At 73.8% G+C, this 20,100-nt stretch carries 17 protein-coding genes; 12 read left to right on the top strand and 5 right to left on the bottom strand.

The genetic code is table 11. The annotated features are described in order from the left end of the window. Positions 1 to 18 precede the first annotated feature (18 nt). Both ACN267_RS04560 and ACN267_RS04555 read right to left on the bottom strand, forming a co-directional pair. Positions 19 to 1,326: a hypothetical protein gene (locus ACN267_RS04560; protein WP_421490387.1), complete on the bottom strand. Its 1,308-nt coding sequence runs from the start codon at positions 1,324 to 1,326 to the stop codon at positions 19 to 21. A gap of 98 nt (positions 1,327 to 1,424) precedes the next feature. Further along, a complete protein-coding gene (locus tag ACN267_RS04555) occupies positions 1,425 to 2,477 on the bottom strand; it encodes an NAD-dependent epimerase/dehydratase family protein (RefSeq protein ID WP_421488002.1) in 1,053 nt (350 codons plus the stop codon). Between the two features lie 143 nt (positions 2,478 to 2,620). Here ACN267_RS04555 and ACN267_RS04550 point away from each other — a divergent pair, with 143 nt between their 5' ends. The 6 genes from ACN267_RS04550 to ACN267_RS04525 all read left to right on the top strand — a co-directional run bounded on the left by ACN267_RS04550 (position 2,621) and on the right by ACN267_RS04525 (position 7,963). Further along, on the top strand, positions 2,621 to 3,280 hold the full coding sequence (locus ACN267_RS04550) for a glycosyltransferase family 2 protein (protein WP_204961749.1): 660 nt from the start codon (positions 2,621 to 2,623) through the stop codon (positions 3,278 to 3,280). After that, the gene (locus ACN267_RS04545) at positions 3,277 to 3,954 is read left to right on the top strand and encodes a TIGR04282 family arsenosugar biosynthesis glycosyltransferase (RefSeq protein WP_421488001.1); all 678 of its coding nucleotides are present in this window, start codon (positions 3,277 to 3,279) and stop codon (positions 3,952 to 3,954) included. The genes ACN267_RS04550 and ACN267_RS04545 overlap by 4 nt, the downstream gene beginning before the upstream one ends. After that, positions 3,951 to 4,592, top strand: coding sequence for a methyltransferase domain-containing protein (locus ACN267_RS04540; protein WP_421488000.1), 642 nt, complete (start codon positions 3,951 to 3,953; stop codon positions 4,590 to 4,592). The genes ACN267_RS04545 and ACN267_RS04540 overlap by 4 nt, the downstream gene beginning before the upstream one ends. After that, a complete protein-coding gene (locus ACN267_RS04535) occupies positions 4,589 to 5,749 on the top strand; it encodes a molybdopterin-dependent oxidoreductase (protein WP_421487999.1) in 1,161 nt (386 codons plus the stop codon). Before ACN267_RS04540 ends, ACN267_RS04535 begins: the two co-directional genes overlap by 4 nt. Further along, on the top strand, positions 5,746 to 6,228 hold the full coding sequence (locus ACN267_RS04530; RefSeq protein ID WP_421487998.1) for a hypothetical protein: 483 nt from the start codon (positions 5,746 to 5,748) through the stop codon (positions 6,226 to 6,228). Before ACN267_RS04535 ends, ACN267_RS04530 begins: the two co-directional genes overlap by 4 nt. 205 nt (positions 6,229 to 6,433) lie before the next feature. Continuing rightward, positions 6,434 to 7,963 (top strand): RICIN domain-containing protein, encoded by a 1,530-nt coding sequence (locus ACN267_RS04525; protein WP_281896205.1) that lies wholly within the window; start codon positions 6,434 to 6,436, stop codon positions 7,961 to 7,963. A gap of 186 nt (positions 7,964 to 8,149) precedes the next feature. Here the strand turns inward: ACN267_RS04525 and ACN267_RS04520 are convergent, their stop codons facing one another. Both ACN267_RS04520 and ACN267_RS04515 read right to left on the bottom strand, forming a co-directional pair. Further along, positions 8,150 to 8,524: a UBP-type zinc finger domain-containing protein gene (locus ACN267_RS04520; protein WP_281896204.1), complete on the bottom strand. Its 375-nt coding sequence runs from the start codon at positions 8,522 to 8,524 to the stop codon at positions 8,150 to 8,152. A gap of 192 nt (positions 8,525 to 8,716) precedes the next feature. Beyond that, complete coding sequence (locus tag ACN267_RS04515; protein WP_204961744.1) at positions 8,717 to 9,400, bottom strand: alpha/beta fold hydrolase; 684 nt, start codon at positions 9,398 to 9,400, stop codon at positions 8,717 to 8,719. Positions 9,401 to 9,452: 52 nt separating this feature from the next. Between ACN267_RS04515 and ACN267_RS04510 the strand changes: the two genes are divergently transcribed. Together ACN267_RS04510 and ACN267_RS04505 are read left to right on the top strand one after the other, a co-directional pair. Then, complete coding sequence (locus tag ACN267_RS04510; RefSeq protein WP_421487997.1) at positions 9,453 to 10,475, top strand: helix-turn-helix transcriptional regulator; 1,023 nt, start codon at positions 9,453 to 9,455, stop codon at positions 10,473 to 10,475. 250 nt (positions 10,476 to 10,725) lie between these two features. Further along, the gene (locus ACN267_RS04505; protein WP_421487996.1) at positions 10,726 to 11,481 is read left to right on the top strand and encodes a hypothetical protein; all 756 of its coding nucleotides are present in this window, start codon (positions 10,726 to 10,728) and stop codon (positions 11,479 to 11,481) included. Here the strand turns inward: ACN267_RS04505 and ACN267_RS04500 are convergent. Beyond that, the gene (locus tag ACN267_RS04500; RefSeq protein ID WP_281896196.1) at positions 11,460 to 12,137 is read right to left on the bottom strand and encodes a response regulator; all 678 of its coding nucleotides are present in this window, start codon (positions 12,135 to 12,137) and stop codon (positions 11,460 to 11,462) included. The genes ACN267_RS04505 and ACN267_RS04500 overlap by 22 nt on opposite strands. A 492-nt stretch (positions 12,138 to 12,629) precedes the next feature. Here ACN267_RS04500 and ACN267_RS04495 point away from each other — a divergent pair, with 492 nt between their 5' ends. Genes ACN267_RS04495 through ACN267_RS04480 form a run of 4 tightly spaced genes read left to right on the top strand, consistent with a single transcriptional unit; the run spans position 12,630 to position 20,100 of the window. After that, complete coding sequence (locus tag ACN267_RS04495) at positions 12,630 to 14,096, top strand: glycoside hydrolase family 5 protein (RefSeq protein ID WP_204961741.1); 1,467 nt, start codon at positions 12,630 to 12,632, stop codon at positions 14,094 to 14,096. A 34-nt stretch (positions 14,097 to 14,130) separates the two neighbouring features. Continuing rightward, a complete protein-coding gene (locus ACN267_RS04490; RefSeq protein WP_421487995.1) occupies positions 14,131 to 16,443 on the top strand; it encodes a 3-dehydroquinate synthase family protein in 2,313 nt (770 codons plus the stop codon). 28 nt (positions 16,444 to 16,471) lie between these two features. Then, complete coding sequence (locus ACN267_RS04485; RefSeq protein WP_421487994.1) at positions 16,472 to 18,646, top strand: ROK family protein; 2,175 nt, start codon at positions 16,472 to 16,474, stop codon at positions 18,644 to 18,646. Next, the gene (locus ACN267_RS04480) at positions 18,643 to 20,100 is read left to right on the top strand and encodes a hypothetical protein (RefSeq protein ID WP_421487993.1); all 1,458 of its coding nucleotides are present in this window, start codon (positions 18,643 to 18,645) and stop codon (positions 20,098 to 20,100) included. Before ACN267_RS04485 ends, ACN267_RS04480 begins: the two co-directional genes overlap by 4 nt.

Below are 20,100 nucleotides of genomic sequence, written 5' to 3'. Positions count from 1 at the left end.
TCGAGAGCAGGCGGTGGACTACCAGCCGGTCAGCAGCAGGTGGTTGACCGTGAGCGCCACCGCCGCCTGCACCAGGAGCCACCCGCGCCGGTCGGCCGCGGGGATCAGAGAAGCGCCTGCCGTCAGCCAGACGGTGAACGGCAGCCAGATCCGTTCCACCTCGGCCTTGCTGTAACCGGACAGGTCCGCCGCGACGATCACCGCCGTGGCGGCCATCGGCAGCAGCCAGGCGGCGCGTTCGGGGTCCGGCAGCCGCAGCACGACGGCCCGCCACCCGGCCCGCACCGTCCGCCGCAGGATCACCGCCGCCACCGGGCCGGCGGCCACCACGACCAGCGCCAGGTCGGCCCAGACCCAGTAGCCGTACGCCCGGTCGGCGGCGACCCCCTGGTAGTAGCGTTCGACGACCAGGTGGTAGCCGGTCGGCCACCAGAATCCGGCGGCGGTGAACCCGGCGACGACCGGCAGCGCCCCGACGAACGCCCACCCCACGGTGCGGCGGTGCCGGTCGGCCAGCACGACGACCGCCAGCGCGAGCGGGCCCATCAGCACCAGCCCGTACGACAGGTAGCAGCCGGACGCCAACAGGACCCCGCCAGCGAGGGCCGCCACCGCACGCCCCCGGGTGAGGCCGTGGGCCAGCAGGGCGATCCCGGTGGCGGTCACCCCGGCGAACAGCCCGTCGGCCGACACCCCGGCCCAGACCGCCCCGGGGAACAGCACCACGAACGGCAGCACCGCGCGGGCCGCCGCCTCGGTGCCGAGCAGTCGTACGGTGTGCGGCACGGCGACGGCGACAAGGCCCGCCACCAGGATGCACAGCATTCCCGCCCAGCCGCCGCCGCGCAGCCCGACCCGGTCGAGCCCGACGAAGACGAGCAGCGCACCCGGCGGGTGGCCGGAGACGTGGGTGGTCCACGAGTCCGGTTGCCCGTCGAGGATGCGGCCGGCGAAACCGGCGAGCATGGCGGGGACGTCGGTGACGCCGGGGACCTCGTGCAGGTATTCGTAGCGGGTGGCCAGCCGGCCGGCGACGCCGCGCTGCCAGCCGTCGACCAGGGCCAGCGACAGCGTCCAGGCCACGGCGGTGGCGTAGCCGAGCGCGAGCAGCGGTCGCCAGGGCAGCCGGGCGGCCACCGCCGGCCCGTGCCAGCAGACCAGCGCGGCCAGCAGCAGGGCCGCCGGGGTGCCGAGGCCGACGTGCGGCAGCCACTGCGCGAACAGCGGCGCCGCGCTGGCGTGCACCGGGCGGCCCAGCAGGTAGAGCACTCCGCCGGTGACGGCGGCCACCGCGAACAGGCCGACGGCGGCAGCGGCGGCGATCACGTCGGCGCGCGGCGGGCGACGACGCGGACCACCGTCCGGCTCCGTCCGGAGTCCTCCTGCGCCCTCGGGCAGAGCCGGACGGTTGCCGGGGGTGGCGCTCACCCGCGCAGCGGGGCGTGGGCGAACTCGGCGATCCCCTCGGTGAGTCCCACGGCGGCCCGGAACCCGAGTTCGGTCTCCGCCCGGGAGGGCGAGGCGACCACGTGCCGCACGTCGCCGAGCCGGAACTCGCCGGTGACCACGGGCGGCGGCCCGTCGGCGGCGCGGGCCAGCTCCGTGGCGACATCGGCGATGGTGACCGGCCGGCCGGAGGCCACGTTGTACGCCCGCCAGCCGGTGCCGGTGCCGGTCGCGTCCAGCCCGGCGAGGTTGGCCGCCGCCACGTCCCGGACGTGCACGAAGTCGCGCCGCTGGCCGCCGTCCTCGAAGACCCGGGGTGCCCGGCCGGCCTCCAGCGCGGACCGGAAGATCGCCGCGACCCCGCTGTACGGGGTGTCGCGGGGCATCCCCGGCCCGTAGACGTTGTGGTACCGCAGCGCCACCACCGCGCCACCGGTCTGCCGGGCCCACGCGGCGGTCAGGTGCTCCTGGGCGGCCTTGCTGGCGGCGTACCCGCTGCGCGGGTCGAGCGGATCGTCCTCGTCGACCAGCCCGGGGGTGAGCGTGGTGCCGCACCGCGGGCAGGTCGGGTCGTACCGGCCGGCGGCCAGGTCGGCGACGGTACGCGGCGCGGGGCGCACCGGACCGTGCCCGGCGCAGGTGTACGCGCCCTCGCCGTAGACCACCATCGAGCTGGCCAGCACCAGCCGGTGCACGCCCGCCCGGGCCATCGCGGCGAGCAGCACGGCGGTGCCGAGGTCGTTGCAGCCGACGTACTCGGGCAGGTCGTCCAGGTCGACGCCGAGGCCCACCATGGCGGCCTGGTGCACCACCGCGTCGACCCCGTCGGCCAGGACGGCGGCGAGGGCGGGCCGGTCGCGGACGTCGAGCCAGACGAGCGGTGCGCCCGCCACGGTGTCCGGCAGCGGCCGGCGGTGCGCGCCGGGGTGGCCGGAGTCCACCACGGTCACCCGGTGGCCGGCAGCGTGCAGGGCGGTCACCACATGGGTGCCGATGAAACCGGCGCCGCCGGTGACGAGTACGTGGGTCACCCGCCGACGGTAGGGCCGGCGACCGGCGTCGCGCCGCGACGGCGACCAGCCGTCAGTGGTTCGTAAGAACTGCGGCGGCGGGCGGGGATCCGTCATCGTCAGGTAAGAATTTCCGGGCCGGTGGTGCCCTAGCGTCCCGCTGCATGACCGATGTGGTTCTTCCCTGCCGCGACGAGGCCCCGGCCCTGCCCGACCTGCTGGCCCGGATGCCGGCCGGCTACCGGCCGATCGTGGTGGACAACGGCTCGACCGACGGGTCGGCTGCGGTGGCCCGGGCCTGCGGGGCCGAGGTGATCAGCGTGGCCGAGCCCGGGTACGGCGCGGCCGTGCACGCCGGGGTGCTGGCCGCCGACCCGGTCGACGGGGTGGTGTGCGTGCTGGACGCCGACGGCTCGTTCGATCCGGCTCAGCTGCCCCGGCTGGCCGATCCGGTCCGGTCCGGCGCGGCGCACCTGGGCACCGGCCGGCGGCGGCCGACGGGACGCGGGGTGTGGCCGTGGCACGCCCGGGTCGGCAACGCCGTGCTGGCCCACCGGCTGCGCCGCACCACCGGCCTCGACGTGCACGACATCGGGCCGATCCGGGCCGTGCGCCGCGACGACCTGCTGGCGCTGGGGTTGCGGGACCGCCGCTTCGGTTACCCGCTGGAGTTGCTGATCGCGGCCGGTCGGGCGGGCTGGCGGGTGCTGGAGGTCGACGTCGACTACCACCCCCGGGCGGCCGGCACCCGGTCGAAGGTGACCGGCACCGTGCTCGGCACCGCCCGCGCCGTGCGGGACATGGGCACGGTGCTGGCCCGGTGAACGTCCACCGCCGGCCGCCCGCCCTCCAGGTGCTGGTGCTGGCCAAGACGCCGGTGCCCGGCCGGGTCAAGACGCGGCTCTGCCCGCCCTGCACCCCGGCGCAGGCCGCCCGGGTCGCCGCGGCGGCCCTGGCCGACACCCTCGACACCGTCGCCACCGCCACCGCCGACGCCCGGGTGCTGGTCGTCGACGGTGACCTGCCGGCCCCGCCCGGCTGGGAGCGGCTCGCCCAGCGGGGTGGCCCGCTCGCCGACCGGCTCGCCCACGCGTTCGTCGACACCCGGGTGGCGGGCGCGGCGACCCTGCTGGTCGGCATGGACACCCCGCAGCTCACCGCCGCGCACCTGGACACCGCGTGGGACCTGCTCGGCCGGGCGGACGGGCCGGACGCGGTGCTCGGGCCGGCCGAGGACGGCGGTTGGTGGACGCTGGGGCTGCGCGATCCCGGCCACGCCACCGTGCTGCGGACGGTGCCCACCTCGGTGGCGAGTACCGGCGCGCGTACCCTGGCCGCGTTGCGCCGCCGGGGCCTGCGGGTGCACCTGCTGCCCCGGCTGCGGGACGTGGACACCGCCGTCGACGCCCACGCGGTGGCGGCGCTGTGCCCACCGGGCAGCCGGTTCGCCCGCGCGGTCGCCGTCGACGTCCCGTCGTCCACGATGGTGGCCGGATGAACGCGGTGGCGCTGTTCGACGCCGCGTTCGACCGGGCCGCGTCGGGTGTCCCCGCCGCGTTCACCGCCCGGCATCCCAGCGGCGGGGTGCTGCGGTTCGACCCAGCGCTCTGGTGCCGGGACGCCGTCGCCGGGGACGCGTCGCTGCTGGCCCGTTGCACCGGGCCGACCCTCGACGTCGGGTGTGGACCGGGCCGGCTCACCGGCGCGCTGATCGACGCCGGGCGGCCCGCGCTCGGCATCGACGTCAGCGCCACCGCCGTCCGGTTGGCCCGGCGGCGCGGCGCGGTGGCCCTGCGCCGGGACGTGTTCGGGCCGGTGCCGGGGGCCGGGCGGTGGCGGCACCTGCTGCTGGCCGACGGCAACGTGGGCATCGGCGGCGACCCGGACCGGCTGCTGCGCCGGTGCCGCCGGCTGCTGGCCGCCGACGGTCGGCTGCACGTCGAGTGCGCGCCACCCGGCACGCCGGCCTGGTCCGGTACGGCCACGGTGCGGACGCCTGACGGCGCGGACGGTCCGTTGCCCTGGGCCTGCGTACCCCTGGACGGTCTTGCGGCGCTGGCCGGGGCGACGGCGCTGCGGGTGCGCGACACCTGGACCGAGGGGGGCCGGTGGTTCGCCACCCTCGGCCCCGGGTGAGCGGCCGGCCGATGGTGCCACGGCGGCCGGCCCCGCCGGTGACCCCCGACCGGTTCCCGTCCCCGCTGCGGTCGACCCGGCTGACCAGCCAGCTCGGTGTCGCGCTCGGGGTGGCGTTCGCCGTCTGTTTCCTCACCGGGCTGCTCAGTCACCTGATCCAGCACCCGCCTGGCTGGTTCCGGTGGCCGGCACGGCCGGTGGGGCTCTACCGGTTCACCCAGGGGCTGCACGTGGCGACCGGGCTGGCCACGGTGCCGCTGCTCGGGGCCAAGCTGTGGTCGGTCTACCACCACCTGTTCCGCTGGCCGCCGGTGCGCTCGGTCGCCCACGCGCTGGAACGGGTGAGCGTCGGCGTGCTGGTCGCCGCAGCCCTGTTCGAGGTGGTCGGCGGGGTGTTGAACGTCGCCCGCTGGTACGCGCCGATGCCGTTCTTCTTCACCGCCGGGCACTACCGGGTGGCCTGGCTGGCGGTGGGTGCGCTGCTGGTGCACGTGGGCGTGCAGTTGCCGGCGGTCCGGGCCGCGCTGGCCTGCCCGGGCGGTGGGTCGCCGCAGGAGCGGCTCAGCCGGCGCGGGCTGCTCGCCGGGGTGGCTGCCGCGGCCGGGCTGATCACCCTGACCACGGTCGGGCAGACCGTCCGGCCGCTGTCCGGACTGGCGGTGCTCGCCCCGCGCCGGCCCGACGTGGGCCCGCAGGGGCTGCCGGTGAACCGGACCGCCCGCCGGGCCGGGGTGGACGTCGCGGAGCCGGCGTACCGGCTGGTGGTCGAGGGCCCGGGTGGACGGGTCGGGTTGGATCTCGCCGCGCTGCGTGCCCTGCCGCAGCACACCGCCGACCTGCCGGTCGCCTGTGTGGAGGGGTGGAGCGCGACCGGGCGGTGGACCGGGGTGCGGCTGCGGGACCTGGTCGCGCTGGTCGGGGCGGACCCGGACCGGGCGAGCGTCCGCGTCGAGTCGTTGGAGGCGGCCGGCCGTTACCGGGCGTCGACGGTCGGGCCGGCGCACGTACGTGACCCGTTGACGCTGATCGCGTTGCGGCTGGGCGGGGAGCCCCTGCATCCCGACCACGGCTACCCGGCCCGCTTGATCGCCCCGAACCGGCCGGGTGTGCTCCAGACCAAGTGGGTCGGCCGGCTCGTCGTACGGGAGGCGGAGTGAGGACCCGGGTGGCGCTGGTCGCGGCCGGCGTCCTGCTCATCGGGTACGCCGTGGTGGGCGCGTCGACCGACCCGGGGCTGGCCCCGACGGGGGTGCTGGTGTTCCTGGCCGGGGTGCTGGTCGGGCACGACGTGGTCTGGATGGCCGGGCTGCTGGCCGTCGGGGCGCTGCTCGCCCGGTTCGTGCCGCGCCGGCACCGGCCGGTGGTGCGGGCCGGGGCGGTCAGTGCCGCCGCGCTGACCGTCGTGGCGCTGCCCCTGGTGCTGGGCTTCGGCCGGCCGTCTGACGATCCTTCGGTGCTGCCGCTGCCGTACGGCCGCAACCTGGTCGTGGTGCTGCTGCTCGTCGCCGGCGCGACGGCGGTGGGCTGCCTGGCGGTGGAGTTGCGGCACCGCCGCCGCACGGCCGGTCGGGGCGGAGCGGGGGCGCGGCCACGGGCCGCCGGCGAGGGGCCGCCGGGGCGCGTCGGTCCACCCTGATCGCACCGCGCGCCCGGCAGCGCGAACGACACTTGTCGATGCTTGACACCCCGGGGGCGTTCGGTGAGACTTGCCAGCAACACGCAGGCAACATTCAGGACACCCTTCGCGACCCGCTCATGTTAACGCTAACAGCGGTGGTCGCCCGCCGCCGGCACGCTCGGACGACATCGGCGCGATGTCCCGACCAGAGAGGCCCGATCACGTGACCGACCACTCCCCGCCCCGGACCACGTCACCCTCGGCGGCGTCGCGGCGACACCGTCCGCTCCGCCGGCTGCTGGTCACGCTGACCGCCGTGGCGACCGCGATGGTCGGCGGCGCGGTCGTCGTGTCGTCCCCGGCCGCCGCCGCCACCAGCGGGTTCCGTGGCATGAACTGGGCCGTGCTGGGCGACAACTTCAGCACCGGTCCGCTCGTCGTGCAGGGCCTCAGCTCCTCCGACAGCAACGCGACGGTACGGGCCAAGGCCAACGCCCTCTACGACGACATGGCCGCCACCATGGGGGTGAACACCGTCCGGCTGCCGATCAACACGCACACGGTCGGTACGGCGTGGTGGGAGGCGTACCGGGGGGCCATCGACGCCGCCACCGCACGCGGGTTCAAGGTCATCCTGGCGTACTGGGAGGATGGCGCCGCCTCCGGTGGCCGGATCACCAACCTCGCCGCCTGGAACGCGATGTGGTCCACGGTGACCAACACGTACGGCAGCAACCCCAACGTCTACTTCGAACCGATGAACGAGCCGCACGGCTACAGCTCGGCGGAGTGGCGCACCGTGGCCGCCAACTGGCTCAGCTACCACTACTCGGCGGTGCCCGGTCGGGTGCTCATCGGCGGCACCGGCTTCAGCCAGGACCTGCGGGACATCTGCAACGACAGCCGGTTCAACGCGACGCTGCTCTCCTTCCACCACTACGCGTTCTTCTACAGCGAGATGAGCTACGACGCCTTCCGCAGCCACATCCAGACCCGGCTGGGCAACTGCGCCTCCCGCGCCGTCGCCACCGAGTGGGGCGCGCCGATGAACGACGGCCGCAACTACGCCGACCCGAACAGCACCGACAACTTCGTCCGGCACATCCGGGCGATGGCCCAGGTGATGCGGGACAACCAGATGGGCGGCACCTACTGGCCCGCTCTCGGCGGCAAGCCCGGCACCATCGGCTACGACTGGTACTCGATGTACGCGCTCAGCGGCAGCGGCACCGACCTCAACCTGAGCATCCGTAACCCCTCCGGGGCCGACCGGGTCCGCTACGGGTGGGGCGACACCGTCGGCGACGGCCCCACCACGCCGCCCCCGAGCAGCGGAACGTACTACCGGGTCACCGTGCGGCACAGCGGCAAGGCGATGGACGTCCAGCAGCCGAACACCGACAACGGGGCGCGGGTCGGCCAGTACACCTACGCCGGCAACGCCTGGCAGCAGTGGCAGTTCGTCGACGCGGGCAGCGGCTACTGGCGGCTGGTCAGCCGGCACAGCGGGAAGTGCCTCGACGTGACCAGCGCCTCCACCGCCGACGGCGCCGAACTCATCCAGTACACCTGCGGCAGCGGCACCAACCAGCAGTTCCAGATGGTCACCAACGGCAGCTACTTCCAGCTCCGGGCCCGGCACAGCAACAAGTGCGTGGACGTGCCGGCCTCGTCGACCGCCGACGGCCAGGTGCTCAAGCAGTACACCTGCAACAGCGGCGCCAACCAGCAGTGGTCCCGTACGGCCGTCTGACGACCGTTCCGGTCGCCGCACCGACCCCGGTGCGGCGGCCGGGCGTCGGGCCTGCCGCTGGCCGGTGACCCGCGACCCGGGCACCCGGCTCTACCGGCCGTCGGCGGCCGGGCCGGGCAGGCGGCGGGCCAACTCCCGGCGCAGCCGGGCACCGAGTCAAACGGGCCGTCCCGCCAGGCGTGCCCGTCAGTGCAGTCGACGCTTCCAGTCCGGCGGCACCCGACCCTCGGGGCCGGGGGCCGGCTGGTCGGACGGACGCGACTGCGGCGGGGCCAACTGTGGGCCGTGCGGGTGGAACTGGTCGGCCGGGTAGTCCCAGAACCAGTCCTCGCCCGGTTCGAAACTCTGCACCACCGGATGCCCCTCGCTGGTGGCGTGCGCCGTGGCGTGCTGGCCCGGCGACGAGTCGCAGCAGCCCACGTGGCCGCAGGCCGCGCAGCGGCGCAGGTGGAACCACCACCCGCCGGACGACTCGCACTCGACGCAGCCGGGGCCGCTGGGCGGGGTGGCCGGACTGATCCCCACCGTGGTCGCGGTGAGCGGCTCGGGTTGATCCTGCACGCGGTGTCCTCTCGACTCGCCGGCTACGGTACCCGGACCGCCGGGCCGGCGTCCCGTCCCGATGCCGCCCACGCGTACCCCGCCCGGGCCGGGTCACCCGACCGCACCGGTGCGCCCCCGTTCACCGTCGCCCGGTACCGCCGGGGTCACCCGTCGCGCCCGGCAGGGTCCGTCGGGTGCGCGTCGGACCCGTCAGAGGTCGGCCAGGATGCCGGCCAGTTCGACCGGGCGGCTGAGCATCGGCCAGTGCCCGGAGTCGATGTCGACCAGGTCGACGTGCCGGGCCTTGGCGAGTTCGGGCAGGTCACCCGCGTCGATCAGGGCCTGCGCATCGGCCGGGGAGTACTCGGGGCAGACCAGCACGACCGGCACCTCGTACCGCCGGGTGTCGGTCAGCCGGACGGTCCCCCGGGCGACGGCCTCGGGCACCGGGACGGCGGCGTCGGCGAACTCCCGCCGGGCCCGGTCGTCGAGGTCGGCCGCGTCCGGGCCCTCGAAGGGCGCCCAGCCGGGGAAGGGCATCACGCCGTCCTCGATCGGGAAGAAGTCGGCGTAGGAGTCCCCGTCGGCAGGGGGGAACCCGCCGATCAGCACCACCCTGCGCACCGTCGAGGGACGGGCGTCGGCGGCCAGCCAGGCCAGGGAGCAGGCGGCCGAGTGCCCCACCACCAGCGATCCGCCAGGTGCCGCGTCGACGGCGGCCAGCACCGCGTCGACCTGGTCGTCGAGCGTCGCCGTGGTCTTCCCGTCACCCTGGCCGGGCAGGCGTACCGCCACCGCGTGCCGGCCACGCCGGGCCAGTTCGGCCAGCACCCCGTCCCACACCGGGGCGTCGAGCCAGAGCCCACCGACGAGGACGATCTGTTCATCCGTCATACGGTCAACCTAGAACGGGTTCCGGACGTTTTCCTTCCGGTACCGTCCGGGCGTGGAGAACGTCAGCCCCACCGCACGTGCCCTGCGGACGCTCGACATCCTGCGCGACCGGCCCGGCACGACGGCCGCCCAGCTCGCCGCGGGCCTCGGCGTGACCGAGCGGGCCGCGCGCCGCTACGTCGAGGTCCTGCGGGAGGCCGGCATCCCGGTCGAGTCCGTCCGGGGGCCGTACGGGGGCTACCGGCTCGGCCGGGCGGCGCGGTTGCCGGCCGTCGTGTTCACCCAGGAGCAGGTCCTCGGCCTGGTGATGGCCGTGCTCGACGGGCAGCCGGCCGCGGTCGACGCCGACGGGCTGGTCGGCGTCGCGTTGAGCAAACTCATCCGGGCGCTGCCCGACAGCGTCGGACGGCAGGCGGCGGCGCTGCGCGCGTACGCGGCGGCCGCCGCCGACCGGCGGGCGGTGCAGGCCGACCCGATCACCACCAGCGCGCTGGTCACCGCCGTGGCCGACCGTCGCCGGGTGGCCATCAGCTACACCACCGAGCGGGGCACGTCGTGGGAGGCCGAGGTCGACCCGTGGGCGGTGGTGGTGCGTCACGGCCGCTGGTACCTGCTGTGCCACTCGCACCGGGCGGACGCGGTCCGTACGTTCCGCATCGACCGGATCGGGGCGGTGCGGCACCTGGCCCGGCCGTTCACCGCGCCCGCCGACCTCGACCCCGTCGCCACCCTGGAGGCGCACCTGGGTTCCGGGTGGAAGTACCCGACCCGGGTGGTCTTCCACGAACCCTACGAACGGGTGGCCCCCTGGGTCGGACCGACGATGGGCCGGCTGGAGCCGGCCGGCGAGCGCTGCGTGCTCACCGGCAGCACCACCAACGCCCGGATGTACGCCGGGGAGTGGCTGGCCGCCGTCCCGTTCGGGTTCACCGTGGAGGAGGGGCCCGAACTGCGGGCCGCGGTGGCCGCGCTCGCCGCCCGCCTCACCGCCGCCGTGGCGGACACCCCCCGACCGGTGGTCACCGACCGCGCCACCCGTTCGGACGGGCCCCGGTCCCGCCGGTCGCCGCGGTAGTACGTGGCGTACGACCTACTGGGTATTCGGGCTACGCCGATCCGCTACCTGAAACGCCCCTGCCCGCTCTGCTAGTTTGATGCCGTAGTGGGGAGAGGCGGGTGTTTCCGAAATGACCGTCCGGCGCGGCGTTTACTTCCTGGCCAATGACTACGTACTGGATCGGGCAATCGCCTTCCTGAACAGCTTTCGCGCCCACCACGAGTCGTTGCCGTTGTGCCTGATCCCGTTTGCGGACGATATCGACGACGTGCTGAAGCTGCAGTCCCGCTTCGACTTCTCGGTCTGGTCGGGTGACCCGGCCGTCCTGGCCGCCTGCGACGACATCAGCCGGGCGTTCCACGGTGAGGTCAAGGGGCACTATCGAAAGCTGGCCGCCTGGGAGGGCGGGTACGACGAGTTCGTCTACGTGGACACGGACACGATCCTGCTACGCGACCTGAGCTTCGCCTACGACCTTCTCGACACGTACGGTTTCGTGACGACCACCTCGAACGTCCCGGCCAACACGAAATGGGTGTGGCAGCAATCCGTCCGCGGGACCGGGGCGCTGACGGCCGAGCAGATAGAATATGCGGCCGGGACCCAGTTCATCGCCTCCCGCAAGGAGTGCCTGCGGTTCGCCGAGGTGCTTCCCCGAATGGATGCCGCACTGGCTCTTTCGGGGCACATGGCGCTGGTGACGCTGGAGATGCCGCTGCTGAACTATCTGATGGTGACGTCGGGTCGGCCGTACACCAGCCTTCGGGTGCTGGCCGGCGCGGAAGGTGGGGGTGAACCCCCACCTGGCGACATCCCGCAGGAACGGTGGGCCGGCGACCCGATCGGCCCCGTACGCGACGGCCGGCTGGTGACGCCCGGATCGCCGCCGGTCTTCCTGGTGCACTGGGCGGGCATGTGGTGGGAACTCGAACGGGGCGACCGCGTCGAACTGCCGCACGGCGACCTGTGGAGCTACTACCGGTGGCTGGGCGACGCCGGGGGTCACTTGGCGGACCTGCCCTGATTTCCTTCGATCAGGTAGGCGGCTGCGGCCTTGCGTACCGCGTCGACCCGGGAGACGGCGTCCAGCTTGCCGTAGATGTTGGTCAGGTGACGTTTGACCGTCGCCTCGGTGATCCGTAGCCGGGTGGCGATCTGGGCGTTGCTCAGGGCCTGGGCGGTCAGCCGCAGGACCTCCAGCTCCCGCTCGGTCAGCTCGCCCTCGTAGGGGATGCGCCGCTGCTTGACCAGGCGTTCGACGGTCCGCCGGGACACCGACAACCTGATGGTTGCCGGCTCGTCGGCAGCGGCGACCACCACCGCGATCAGTTCGGCCCGGTGGATGGTCTTGACCAGGTAGGCGACCGCCCCGCATTCGAGCGCCTCGTACACCACGTCGGCGTCGTCGTGCATGGCGAGCACGACGGCCCGGGTGCGCGGGCACAACCGGCGGAGCTGCCGCAGCACCGCGACGATGCCGGGGCCGGGGATCTCCACGTCGAGCAGGAGCACGTCCGGCTGCCGCTCGACGCAGAGCGCGATGGCCGCGTCGCCGTGCGCCGCCTCACCGACGACCCGCAGACCCGGGTTGTTGGCGAGCATCTCGCGGACCCCGTCGCGGAACAGGGTCTGGTCGTCGGCGAGGGCGACCGTGACCTGCTCGCTGGCGGGGCGGCTCACCGCCGTCCGCCGGCCGACGCCAGGGCGGGCCCGGACGTGATCCCGGGTACGTCGGCCCCCCGGCGTCCACCATTTCCTCCGGCCTGTGCGCTCCACAGAGGAGCGTCGCTCTCCCGGGTCAGTTGACTTCTCGGGACATCCAGAGCTTTATCGACAGTTTTCGGCACCCGTAGCCTCCTGGAGGGACCCTGAGCACGACTTATCGGATGCGCTGGAAGCGCTCCCAGCCAAAGTACCCAAAAAACACCCAACGGTCATCGGCGTCAACGACTGAATCGCCGATGCACGAGGACGGACATTAGGCAATATTCGGGTCGAGCGTCGGCGCAGCGGGACAGTGCCGACGAACCACGCCCGACGATCATCAGATCCACCGGCTACAGCTTTGGTCGTAGGGTCGGCTACTACTTTCGTATATTGGCGTTGGTCTACGTCAGTTCGCTACTGTTCTGCCAGTCGCGCAGCACGGGCACGAATGGCGGAGGTGTTCGGGTGTCCATCAGCAATGCGTCCTTCCTGCAGGTGAGCGGTTCCAATATCGTCGATTCCAGCGGCACGCCCGTAACACTATTCGGCATCGGCGTCGCCGGCTGGCTCAACATGGAGAACTGGATTACCGGCTTTCCGGCGTACGAGGAGGGACAGCGGGCGGCGGTCGGGCAGGTACTCGGGCCAGGGCTGCGGGACTTCTTCTTCGACCGTTTCCTCGAACACTTCTTCACCGCCGACGACGCGGCCTATCTCGCCTCCCTCGGCATCAACATGGTGCGCCTGCCGTTCAGCTACAAGTACCTGGAAAGCGACGACGCACCTTTCGAGATCAACGAGAACGGCTTCCGCTACCTCGACCGGGTGATCGACCTCTGCGGCGCCCAGGGCATCCGCACGGTGCTCGACCTGCACACCGTCCCCGGATGGCAGCACCAGGACTGGCACTGCGACAACCCCACGCACACCTCCCAGTTCTGGGTGCACCGGACGTTCCAGGATCGGGTCGTCAACCTGTGGCAGGCGATCGCCGCGCGGTACAGGAACAATCCGTGGGTGGCCGGTTACAACCCGATCAACGAGCCGGCGGACCCGAGCGCCGAGAAGGTGGGCCCGTTCTACGAACGCCTCGTGGCGGCGATCCGGGAGATCGACCAGGACCACATCCTCTTTCTCGACGGCAACCGGTACGCCCTCGACTTCGACTTCTTCGGCGAGCCGTTGCCCAACACCGTCTACTGCCCGCACGACTACCCGGCACCGGGGTACACCCCGGGCAGCCGCTACCCGGGCAAGCACCGACCCATCCACGTGCTCGACGCCGGCCGGGGGCTGGCCGCCGCGGCCGAGAACGAGGCGTACTGGGACCGGGCGGAGGTCGAACGCAGCTTCCTGCACCGCACCACCTACATGCGGGAGACGGGCACACCCATCGTCGTCGGCGAGTTCAACGCGGTGTGGCCGGACGTGGAGGAGGAACGCCTGCGGCTGCTCGGCGACCAGCTCGACGTGTTCCGCAAGTACAACGCGAGCTGGACGTACTGGTCGTACAAGGACGTCGGATTCGCGGCCCCGCTACGGCTCGCCGCGAACGGTCCGTACCTGGAGCGCATCCGGCCGATCCTGGACAAGAAGGCACGCCTGGCAGTCGACCTCTGGGGTGGCGACCGCCGGAAGATGGGCCACGTGCTCGGCCCCATCCACCAGGCCCTGGCCCAGGAGTGTCCCGACTGGAACCCGTACCCCTGGGGGAGCGAGTTCATGGTCTGCCGTCTGGTCCTGCAGATCCTCTTCTCCGAGGCGTTGCTTCCGCAGTTCGGCGAGCTGTTCCGCGGCATGGGCGAGGACGACATCGACCAGATGATGCAGTCCTTCCGACTGGAGAACTGCCAGCCCTGGCAGCCGCTGGTCGACCTGCTGCGGCGTGACATCGCGACCCGCAGTCCGCAGTCCGCCGCCGTCACCGCCTGACCGGGACGCGGGACACGAGGAAGCAGGCCTGGCGATGCCTGACGCGGTAACGGGCGCCCCGACCGTGGGGGCGGGGGCGGCACTGCGGGCGACCATGACCGCCGGGTTCCGGCTCGACGTCGTCTCCGCCCTCTTCGCCCCGGACAACCCGACGCTGTCGTACGCCTGGGGGCCGGCCCGGCGGCTGCTCGTGGTCCGCGACGACGTGGCCGGTGAGCGCAGCGAACTGCTGGTCGAGTACCTGCGCGCCGCGCGACGCCGGGGCGACCTGGACGACTTCCACTGCATCGACGCGGACGCGGCCGCCGGTGAGCCCAGGGCCGCCGGGGTGGGTGCCTGCGGCTACGTCGTCGAGGCCGCCGTGAAGGCACAGCTCGGACGCCGCGACGCGGTGGTCGCGTTCGGGGGCGAGCGCACCGGTCGGGTGGTGGCGGTGGCGGCGGCCTCGTTCCGGCGGCACACCGCGGCGATGCGCATCCACGGGGACCTGGCCGCCGTGCTGAGTTGCCTGCGGGACGGTCTGAGCGCATCCCTGCACGAGGAGGGGATCACCGCGATGGCCCGCCGTACCCATGTCCTCGTCGACGAGGACGGGTTGCTGGCGCGCCCGGCGGAACCGGCCGCGCTGCTCCTGCTGGCGCTGCTCGACGCGCGGTTGCGCGACCGGTTGGTGCGGGCCGACGTGACGGGCTGCCAGGCCGACGCGCTCGCCGCCGTCCTCCGGCTGTGCCGACGGTTCCACACGGGCCACCCGGCGTGGCGAATCGGCGAGGCATGGCTGCCGCTGGCCCCCACCACGCTGACCGGAGCCGAACGACGCGCCTGGTCGTTGCTGACCGCCGCCCGGGTCGCCAGACGACTCGGGCGGCTGCCGGCACCTGTGGTGAGCGCCCTCGACGGGGTGGCCCGGCGGCTGGGTCTGCACCGCGCCACGACCGTGGTGGACGCCCCGACGGCGCGGCGGTGGGCTGCCAACGCCGCGCCCGGCGACGGCCCGGTCGCGGTGATGCTGCCCAGCACGGACGGCGGTGGCGCGTCGGTGACCCTGGCTCGGGACACCCTGGCCCGGTTACTCAGCGACCGGGTGGACGACTGCGGTACGCCAGGCCCGTCGACACCGGGTGCCCCGGACGGGGGGTCGACCCCGGACGAGGTGTCGACCCCGGGCGGCACGGCGGTGGCGCAGACGCCGCGCCGCGGTGTCCGGCCGGTGCTGGGCACCCGGCTGCGGGTCGACGTGTCCGCCAACTTCCCGGTGCGCTTCACCGACGACGTGCTGACACCCCACACCGACGCCCTGACCGACCTGCTGCCCGAGCGCTGTCAACTGCTGGCGGTCGTCGACCCGTACGCGCCGGACCAGGTCGACCGGGTGCAGCGGCTGTTGTCCGGGTTCCGGGACCGCGGGCACCTCGCCCGGTTCACCGTGCTGCCGGTCGTCGCGACCGAGCACACCAAGAACCTGACCCAGGTGGCCACCGTGCTGCGGGTCGCCGAAGGGCTCGGGCTGGGCCCGGACGACCGGCTGCTGGTGATCGGCGGCGGCACCCTGATGGACAGCGTCGGCTACGCCGCCTACCTCTACCGTGGCGACACCCCGTACATCCGGGTGCCCACCACGCTCGTCGGCATGATCGACGCCGGTGTCGGCCTGAAGGTGGGCGTCAACCTCAACGGGCACAAGAACCTGGTCGGCGCGTACCATCCGCCGCTCGCCTGCCTGCGCGACGTGGCATTCCTGCGCACCCTGGCCCCGGCGGAGCTGCGCTGCGGACTCGCCGAGGTGATCAAGATAGCGGTCGTCTGCGACGCCGACCTGTTCGCTCTGGTCGAGCGGCACCACGCCGACGTGCTGGCGGCCCGCGACACCCCGCAGGTGAGGGAGATCCTCGACCGCGCGACCCGGGCGATGCTCCACCAACTCGCTGCCAATCCGTGGGAGGAGGACCTGCGCCGGCTGCCCGACTTCGGTCACGAGTTCGGCCACGCCCTGGAGTCCATGTCCGGCTACCGGCTGCGCCACGGCGAGGCGGTCGCGATCGGCATGGCGCTCTCGTCGTACCTGGCGTTCCTGATCGGCTACCTGGACCACGACGACCTCGACCGGCTGTTGGTGCTGCTACGCCGCAGCGGCCTCGCGCTGTGGAGTCCGGTGTGCGACCCGGCCGCGCTCTGGCGGCGACTGCACGGGGAGGTGGTGCCGCACAAGGCCGGGGCGCTGCACCTCGTGGTGCCGCGCCGCATCGGCGTCGGCGACTTCATCGATTCGATTGACGAGATCAGTGCCGATCTGGTCGCGGAGGCCTGTACGGCGCTCGCGGTCAGGGCCCAGGAGCCGGCGCGGTGACGAACCCGTGCGAAGGAGGACAACGGTGATGTCGCTGACCGATCCCGTGATCTGTGTCGACATGGGTGGCACCACGACGCGGATCGGAGCCTTCGCCGGCGGACGCCGGCTGACCGAGGTGGCACGGTTCGCCACCCCGAAGCCGTCACCGGGCGGCTCGATCCGCGACGAGCACCTGGACCGGATCGCCGGGGCGGTGACCCGCCTGCGGGACGCGACGCCGGGTCAGCTGCGCGAGGTCGGAATCGCGGTCGGGGCCACCGTCGACGCCACGGGCCGGATCCGCAACGCGTCCATGCTGTGGCACGAGTCGAGCGAGGGCTTCGACCTTTGCGGAGCCCTGGCCACCCGGCTGCCGTGGGCCACCATCACGGTGGCGAACGACATCGCCGCCGCCGCCTGGCGGTACCGGGCACTGGGGCGGTTCGGCCTGGTCACCGTCAGCACCGGAGTCGCGGTCAAGGTCTTCGACGATGCTCTGCCGGTCGACCGCAAACTGCTCCTCGACGCGGACGGGTTGGGCGGCGAGGTCGGCCACGTCCGGGTCGACCCGCCGGCCGGGCTCCTCGGCGCGGGCACGCCGTGGTGCGAGTGCGGCAACACCAGCGACCTCTGTTCGTACGTCTCGGGGCCGGCCACCATGCGGCTCGTGGCGCTGCTCGCCGGGGCCTGGCCGCAGCGTTGGCGCGACTCGAAGCTGTCCGCCTGCGCCGGAGGCGTCCCGGAACACCTGACCAGTCGTGATCTCGCCCGCGTCGCCGGCAGCGGCGACGAGTTCAGCGCCGCCGTGCTCCGGGTGTCCACCCGCCCGCTCGCCGCGCAACTGTTGCACATGTCGGCGCTGCTCGGGTTGCGGCGCTTCGTGGTGATGGGCGGATTCGCCAACGGGGTGGGCACACCCTGGTACGCCGCGCTGCGCGCCAACCTCGACGAACTGCTGCCACAGGGCGGCTGGTTCACCGGATGGTCCGCGGCGGACGTGGCCGCGTTGGTGTGCCCGTCGCAGGACGACGACGACAGTCTCCTCGGCATGGCGGAGTTCCTGGCCGCCCGCCGCGACCAGTACCGCGAACTGCGTAAGCCGGTCGGTGAACCGACCACCCGGGTGCACTCGCGGCCCCGGCCACGCTGCGGCCGCGAGCAGTTCCTGGCCCGCGTGGCCTATGCCGGCATCTGTGGCACCGACCTGCAGATGCTGCGCGGCGAACGCGGATGCGAGCCCGGTGTGCCCGGTCACGAGTGCGTCGCCCAGGTCGTCGAGGTCGGATCGGCCGTGCACGCCGTCGCCCCGGGCCAGGTCATCGGGGTCAACCCGAACCATCCCCACGACGACCACGACAAGATCGGCCACAACCAGCCCGGAGTCCTGCGGGAGATCGCGGTGTGGGACGGCGCCCTCGCCGAGCGGGGCCAGGCGGTGCGGCTGCCGGATGAGGGGCGGGCCGAGTGGGTGCTGCTGGAGCCGCTCGCGTGCGCGGTGCGCTCCCTGCGGCTGGCCCGCGACCGGGGACGCGGCGGGCGGGTGCTGGTGATCGGCGGCGGGATCTCCGGCCTGCTACACGTGCTGCTGGCGCGCCGGTGGGGTGCGGAACGTGTGCTGCTGGCCAATCGCGGCGGCGACCGGCTGCGCCTGGCCGTCGACCGTGGTGTGCTGCCCGACGAGGACTGCCTGCCCCTGTCCGCCGGACTGCCCACGGCGGTGCTGGACGCCACCGGCGGGGCCGGCGTCGACACGGTCGTGGTGTGCGTCTCCGGCGGCGGACCCGACCTGTTGACGGGCCTCTGGCCCGCGATGGCCGACGATGCCACCGTCCACCTGTTCGGGGGTTTCCTGCCCGGCGACACCGTTCACCTGCCCGGGGGCGACGCGGTGCCGACCCACCCGATCCGGTCCGGACAACGGCGCACGGTCCGGTTGCCGGGTGGACGCACCAGCACGTTGCTCGGCTCGCGGGGCGCCTCGGCCGAGGAGTACCGGGAAGCGCTGGACCTGTGTGCCGGCCCGGACGGGCTGCGCCTCGGTCCGTTGGTCAGCCACGTGGTGTCGCTCGACGCCGCGCCGTCGGTCCTCGACGGTCTCGCGGCGACCGGTCGGGTGAACGGTGATCCGACCCTGCGGGTGGTGGTGGACCTGACGCTGCCCGGCCGGTCGGTACGCGCGGTCGACGGCACCGCGCTCCCCCACCTGCAAGCGGCGTCGTGACCGGCCACCCGCGCCCGGCCGGGCCGGTACGCGGCAGCGGGGTCGGCCTCGCCGGACTCGACGCCGACGAACTCTGGTCCGCGCTGCGCGCCGCCGCAGCGGGCTCGCGGGCGGGCGCGGCACGCGCCGTGGCCGACCGCTGCACGGTTGCGGGTTCGGCGCGGCTGGGCTGGGTCTCGCCGCCGCCGTGGCCCGTGGTCGACAGCGGCGTCGCCGCCGTCCGGGCCGCCCTCGGCGTGCCGGACGGGGCGGAGGTGGTGCTGTTGGGCACCGGCGGCTGGTGTTTCGCCGCCCGGGCGCTGATCGAGACGATCGGCGGATCCGCCGGCCTGACCCCGCTGGACAGCCTCGACCCGGCCGCGATCGGGCGCGTCCTGGACCCGCGCGCCGGGACGCCGCGCGGGGTCCTCGCGGTGTCCGGCTCCGGGACGACGCTGGAGACCCGGCTGCTGGCCGGGGCGGTACCACCGGGCGGTGGCGGACGACTCGTCTGGCTGCGGGACGAGGGGGCGCCCCCGGACGCGTTCGCGTTGTCCCCACGCGGTGTCCCCGACCAGGTGGCGATGCTCGGTGCCCCGCTGTCCACCGCCTTCCTGACCGCCGCCGCCGTCCTGGACGCCGCCGCGCTCGCCGCCGCGTATCCGCGTCTCGTGGCCCGCTGTCACCGGATCGGCCTCGCCGCGGCCCGCAGGGCGGTGGCGGTGCCGACGCAGGGCGCCCCGAGGATACGGATCGTCGTGCCGTCCTGGGGCGGGCCGGGGCTGCGGAACTGGCTGCTGCAACTCGGGCGGCAGGTGCTCGGGGGAAAGACCGACGACTTCCGGCCCACGGTCGAGGTGACAGCCGACGACGTCGGCTCCGTCCCGCCCGACGTCGTGCTCGACCTCGGTGAGCTGCGTCGTGACCTGCCCGCGCTGATCGAAGGGCTCTACGCCGCCGGGGTGTTCGTCGCCTGTGTCGGCATCCGCGCGGGCCTCGACGTCGTCGACCATCCGAACGTGCGCGCCTACAAGGATCGCCTGGCGCACGCCTGTGCCGACCGCCCGTCCCGCCGGCCCGTCGCCGCAGCCGACCTGCCCGGCCTCGCCGCGACCTGGCTGACACGACATCCGGAGCTGACCCGGCTGCACGTCGTCGGATACTGGTCGGCCGCGGCGCGGACCCTCCCGTCCGCAGGTCGGTTCGCCGCAGTCACCGGACGCCCCTGCGAGGTGCACGAGGGTAGCGCCTGGAACCACCACTCCTTCCAGGCCGTTTACGCCGATCCGACCGTCGCGGTGCTGATCGTCACCACCGACACCGACACCGGCGCCTCCCCGCCGGTCCGCGCCGCCGCCCGGACGTTGCACACGATCGCCGCAGCCACCCACGGGTCGCTGCCGGAACGCAGCCTGCTGGTGACGACCGGGCACGGGCGCAGCGGTCGCCCCGCAGCGGTCGCCGGAGGTGACTGA

It is taken from the genome of Micromonospora sp. WMMD734 (assembly GCF_049178975.1).
Taxonomy (GTDB): Bacteria; Actinomycetota; Actinomycetes; order Mycobacteriales; family Micromonosporaceae; genus Micromonospora; species Micromonospora wenchangensis.
This window is presented reverse-complemented; position numbering and strand designations above follow the sequence as displayed.

Excerpts from the sequence above, each read along its gene's own strand:
- ACN267_RS04550 (WP_204961749.1), top strand. The coding sequence starts at position 2,621 with ATGACCGATGTGGTTCTTCCCTGCCGCGACGAGGCCCCGGCCCTGCCC.
- ACN267_RS04540 (WP_421488000.1), top strand. The coding sequence starts at position 3,951 with ATGAACGCGGTGGCGCTGTTCGACGCCGCGTTCGACCGGGCCGCGTCG.
- ACN267_RS04515 (WP_204961744.1), bottom strand. The coding sequence starts at position 9,400 with ATGACGGATGAACAGATCGTCCTCGTCGGTGGGCTCTGGCTCGACGCC.
- ACN267_RS04490 (WP_421487995.1), top strand. The coding sequence starts at position 14,131 with ATGCCTGACGCGGTAACGGGCGCCCCGACCGTGGGGGCGGGGGCGGCA.
- ACN267_RS04485 (WP_421487994.1), top strand. The coding sequence starts at position 16,472 with ATGTCGCTGACCGATCCCGTGATCTGTGTCGACATGGGTGGCACCACG.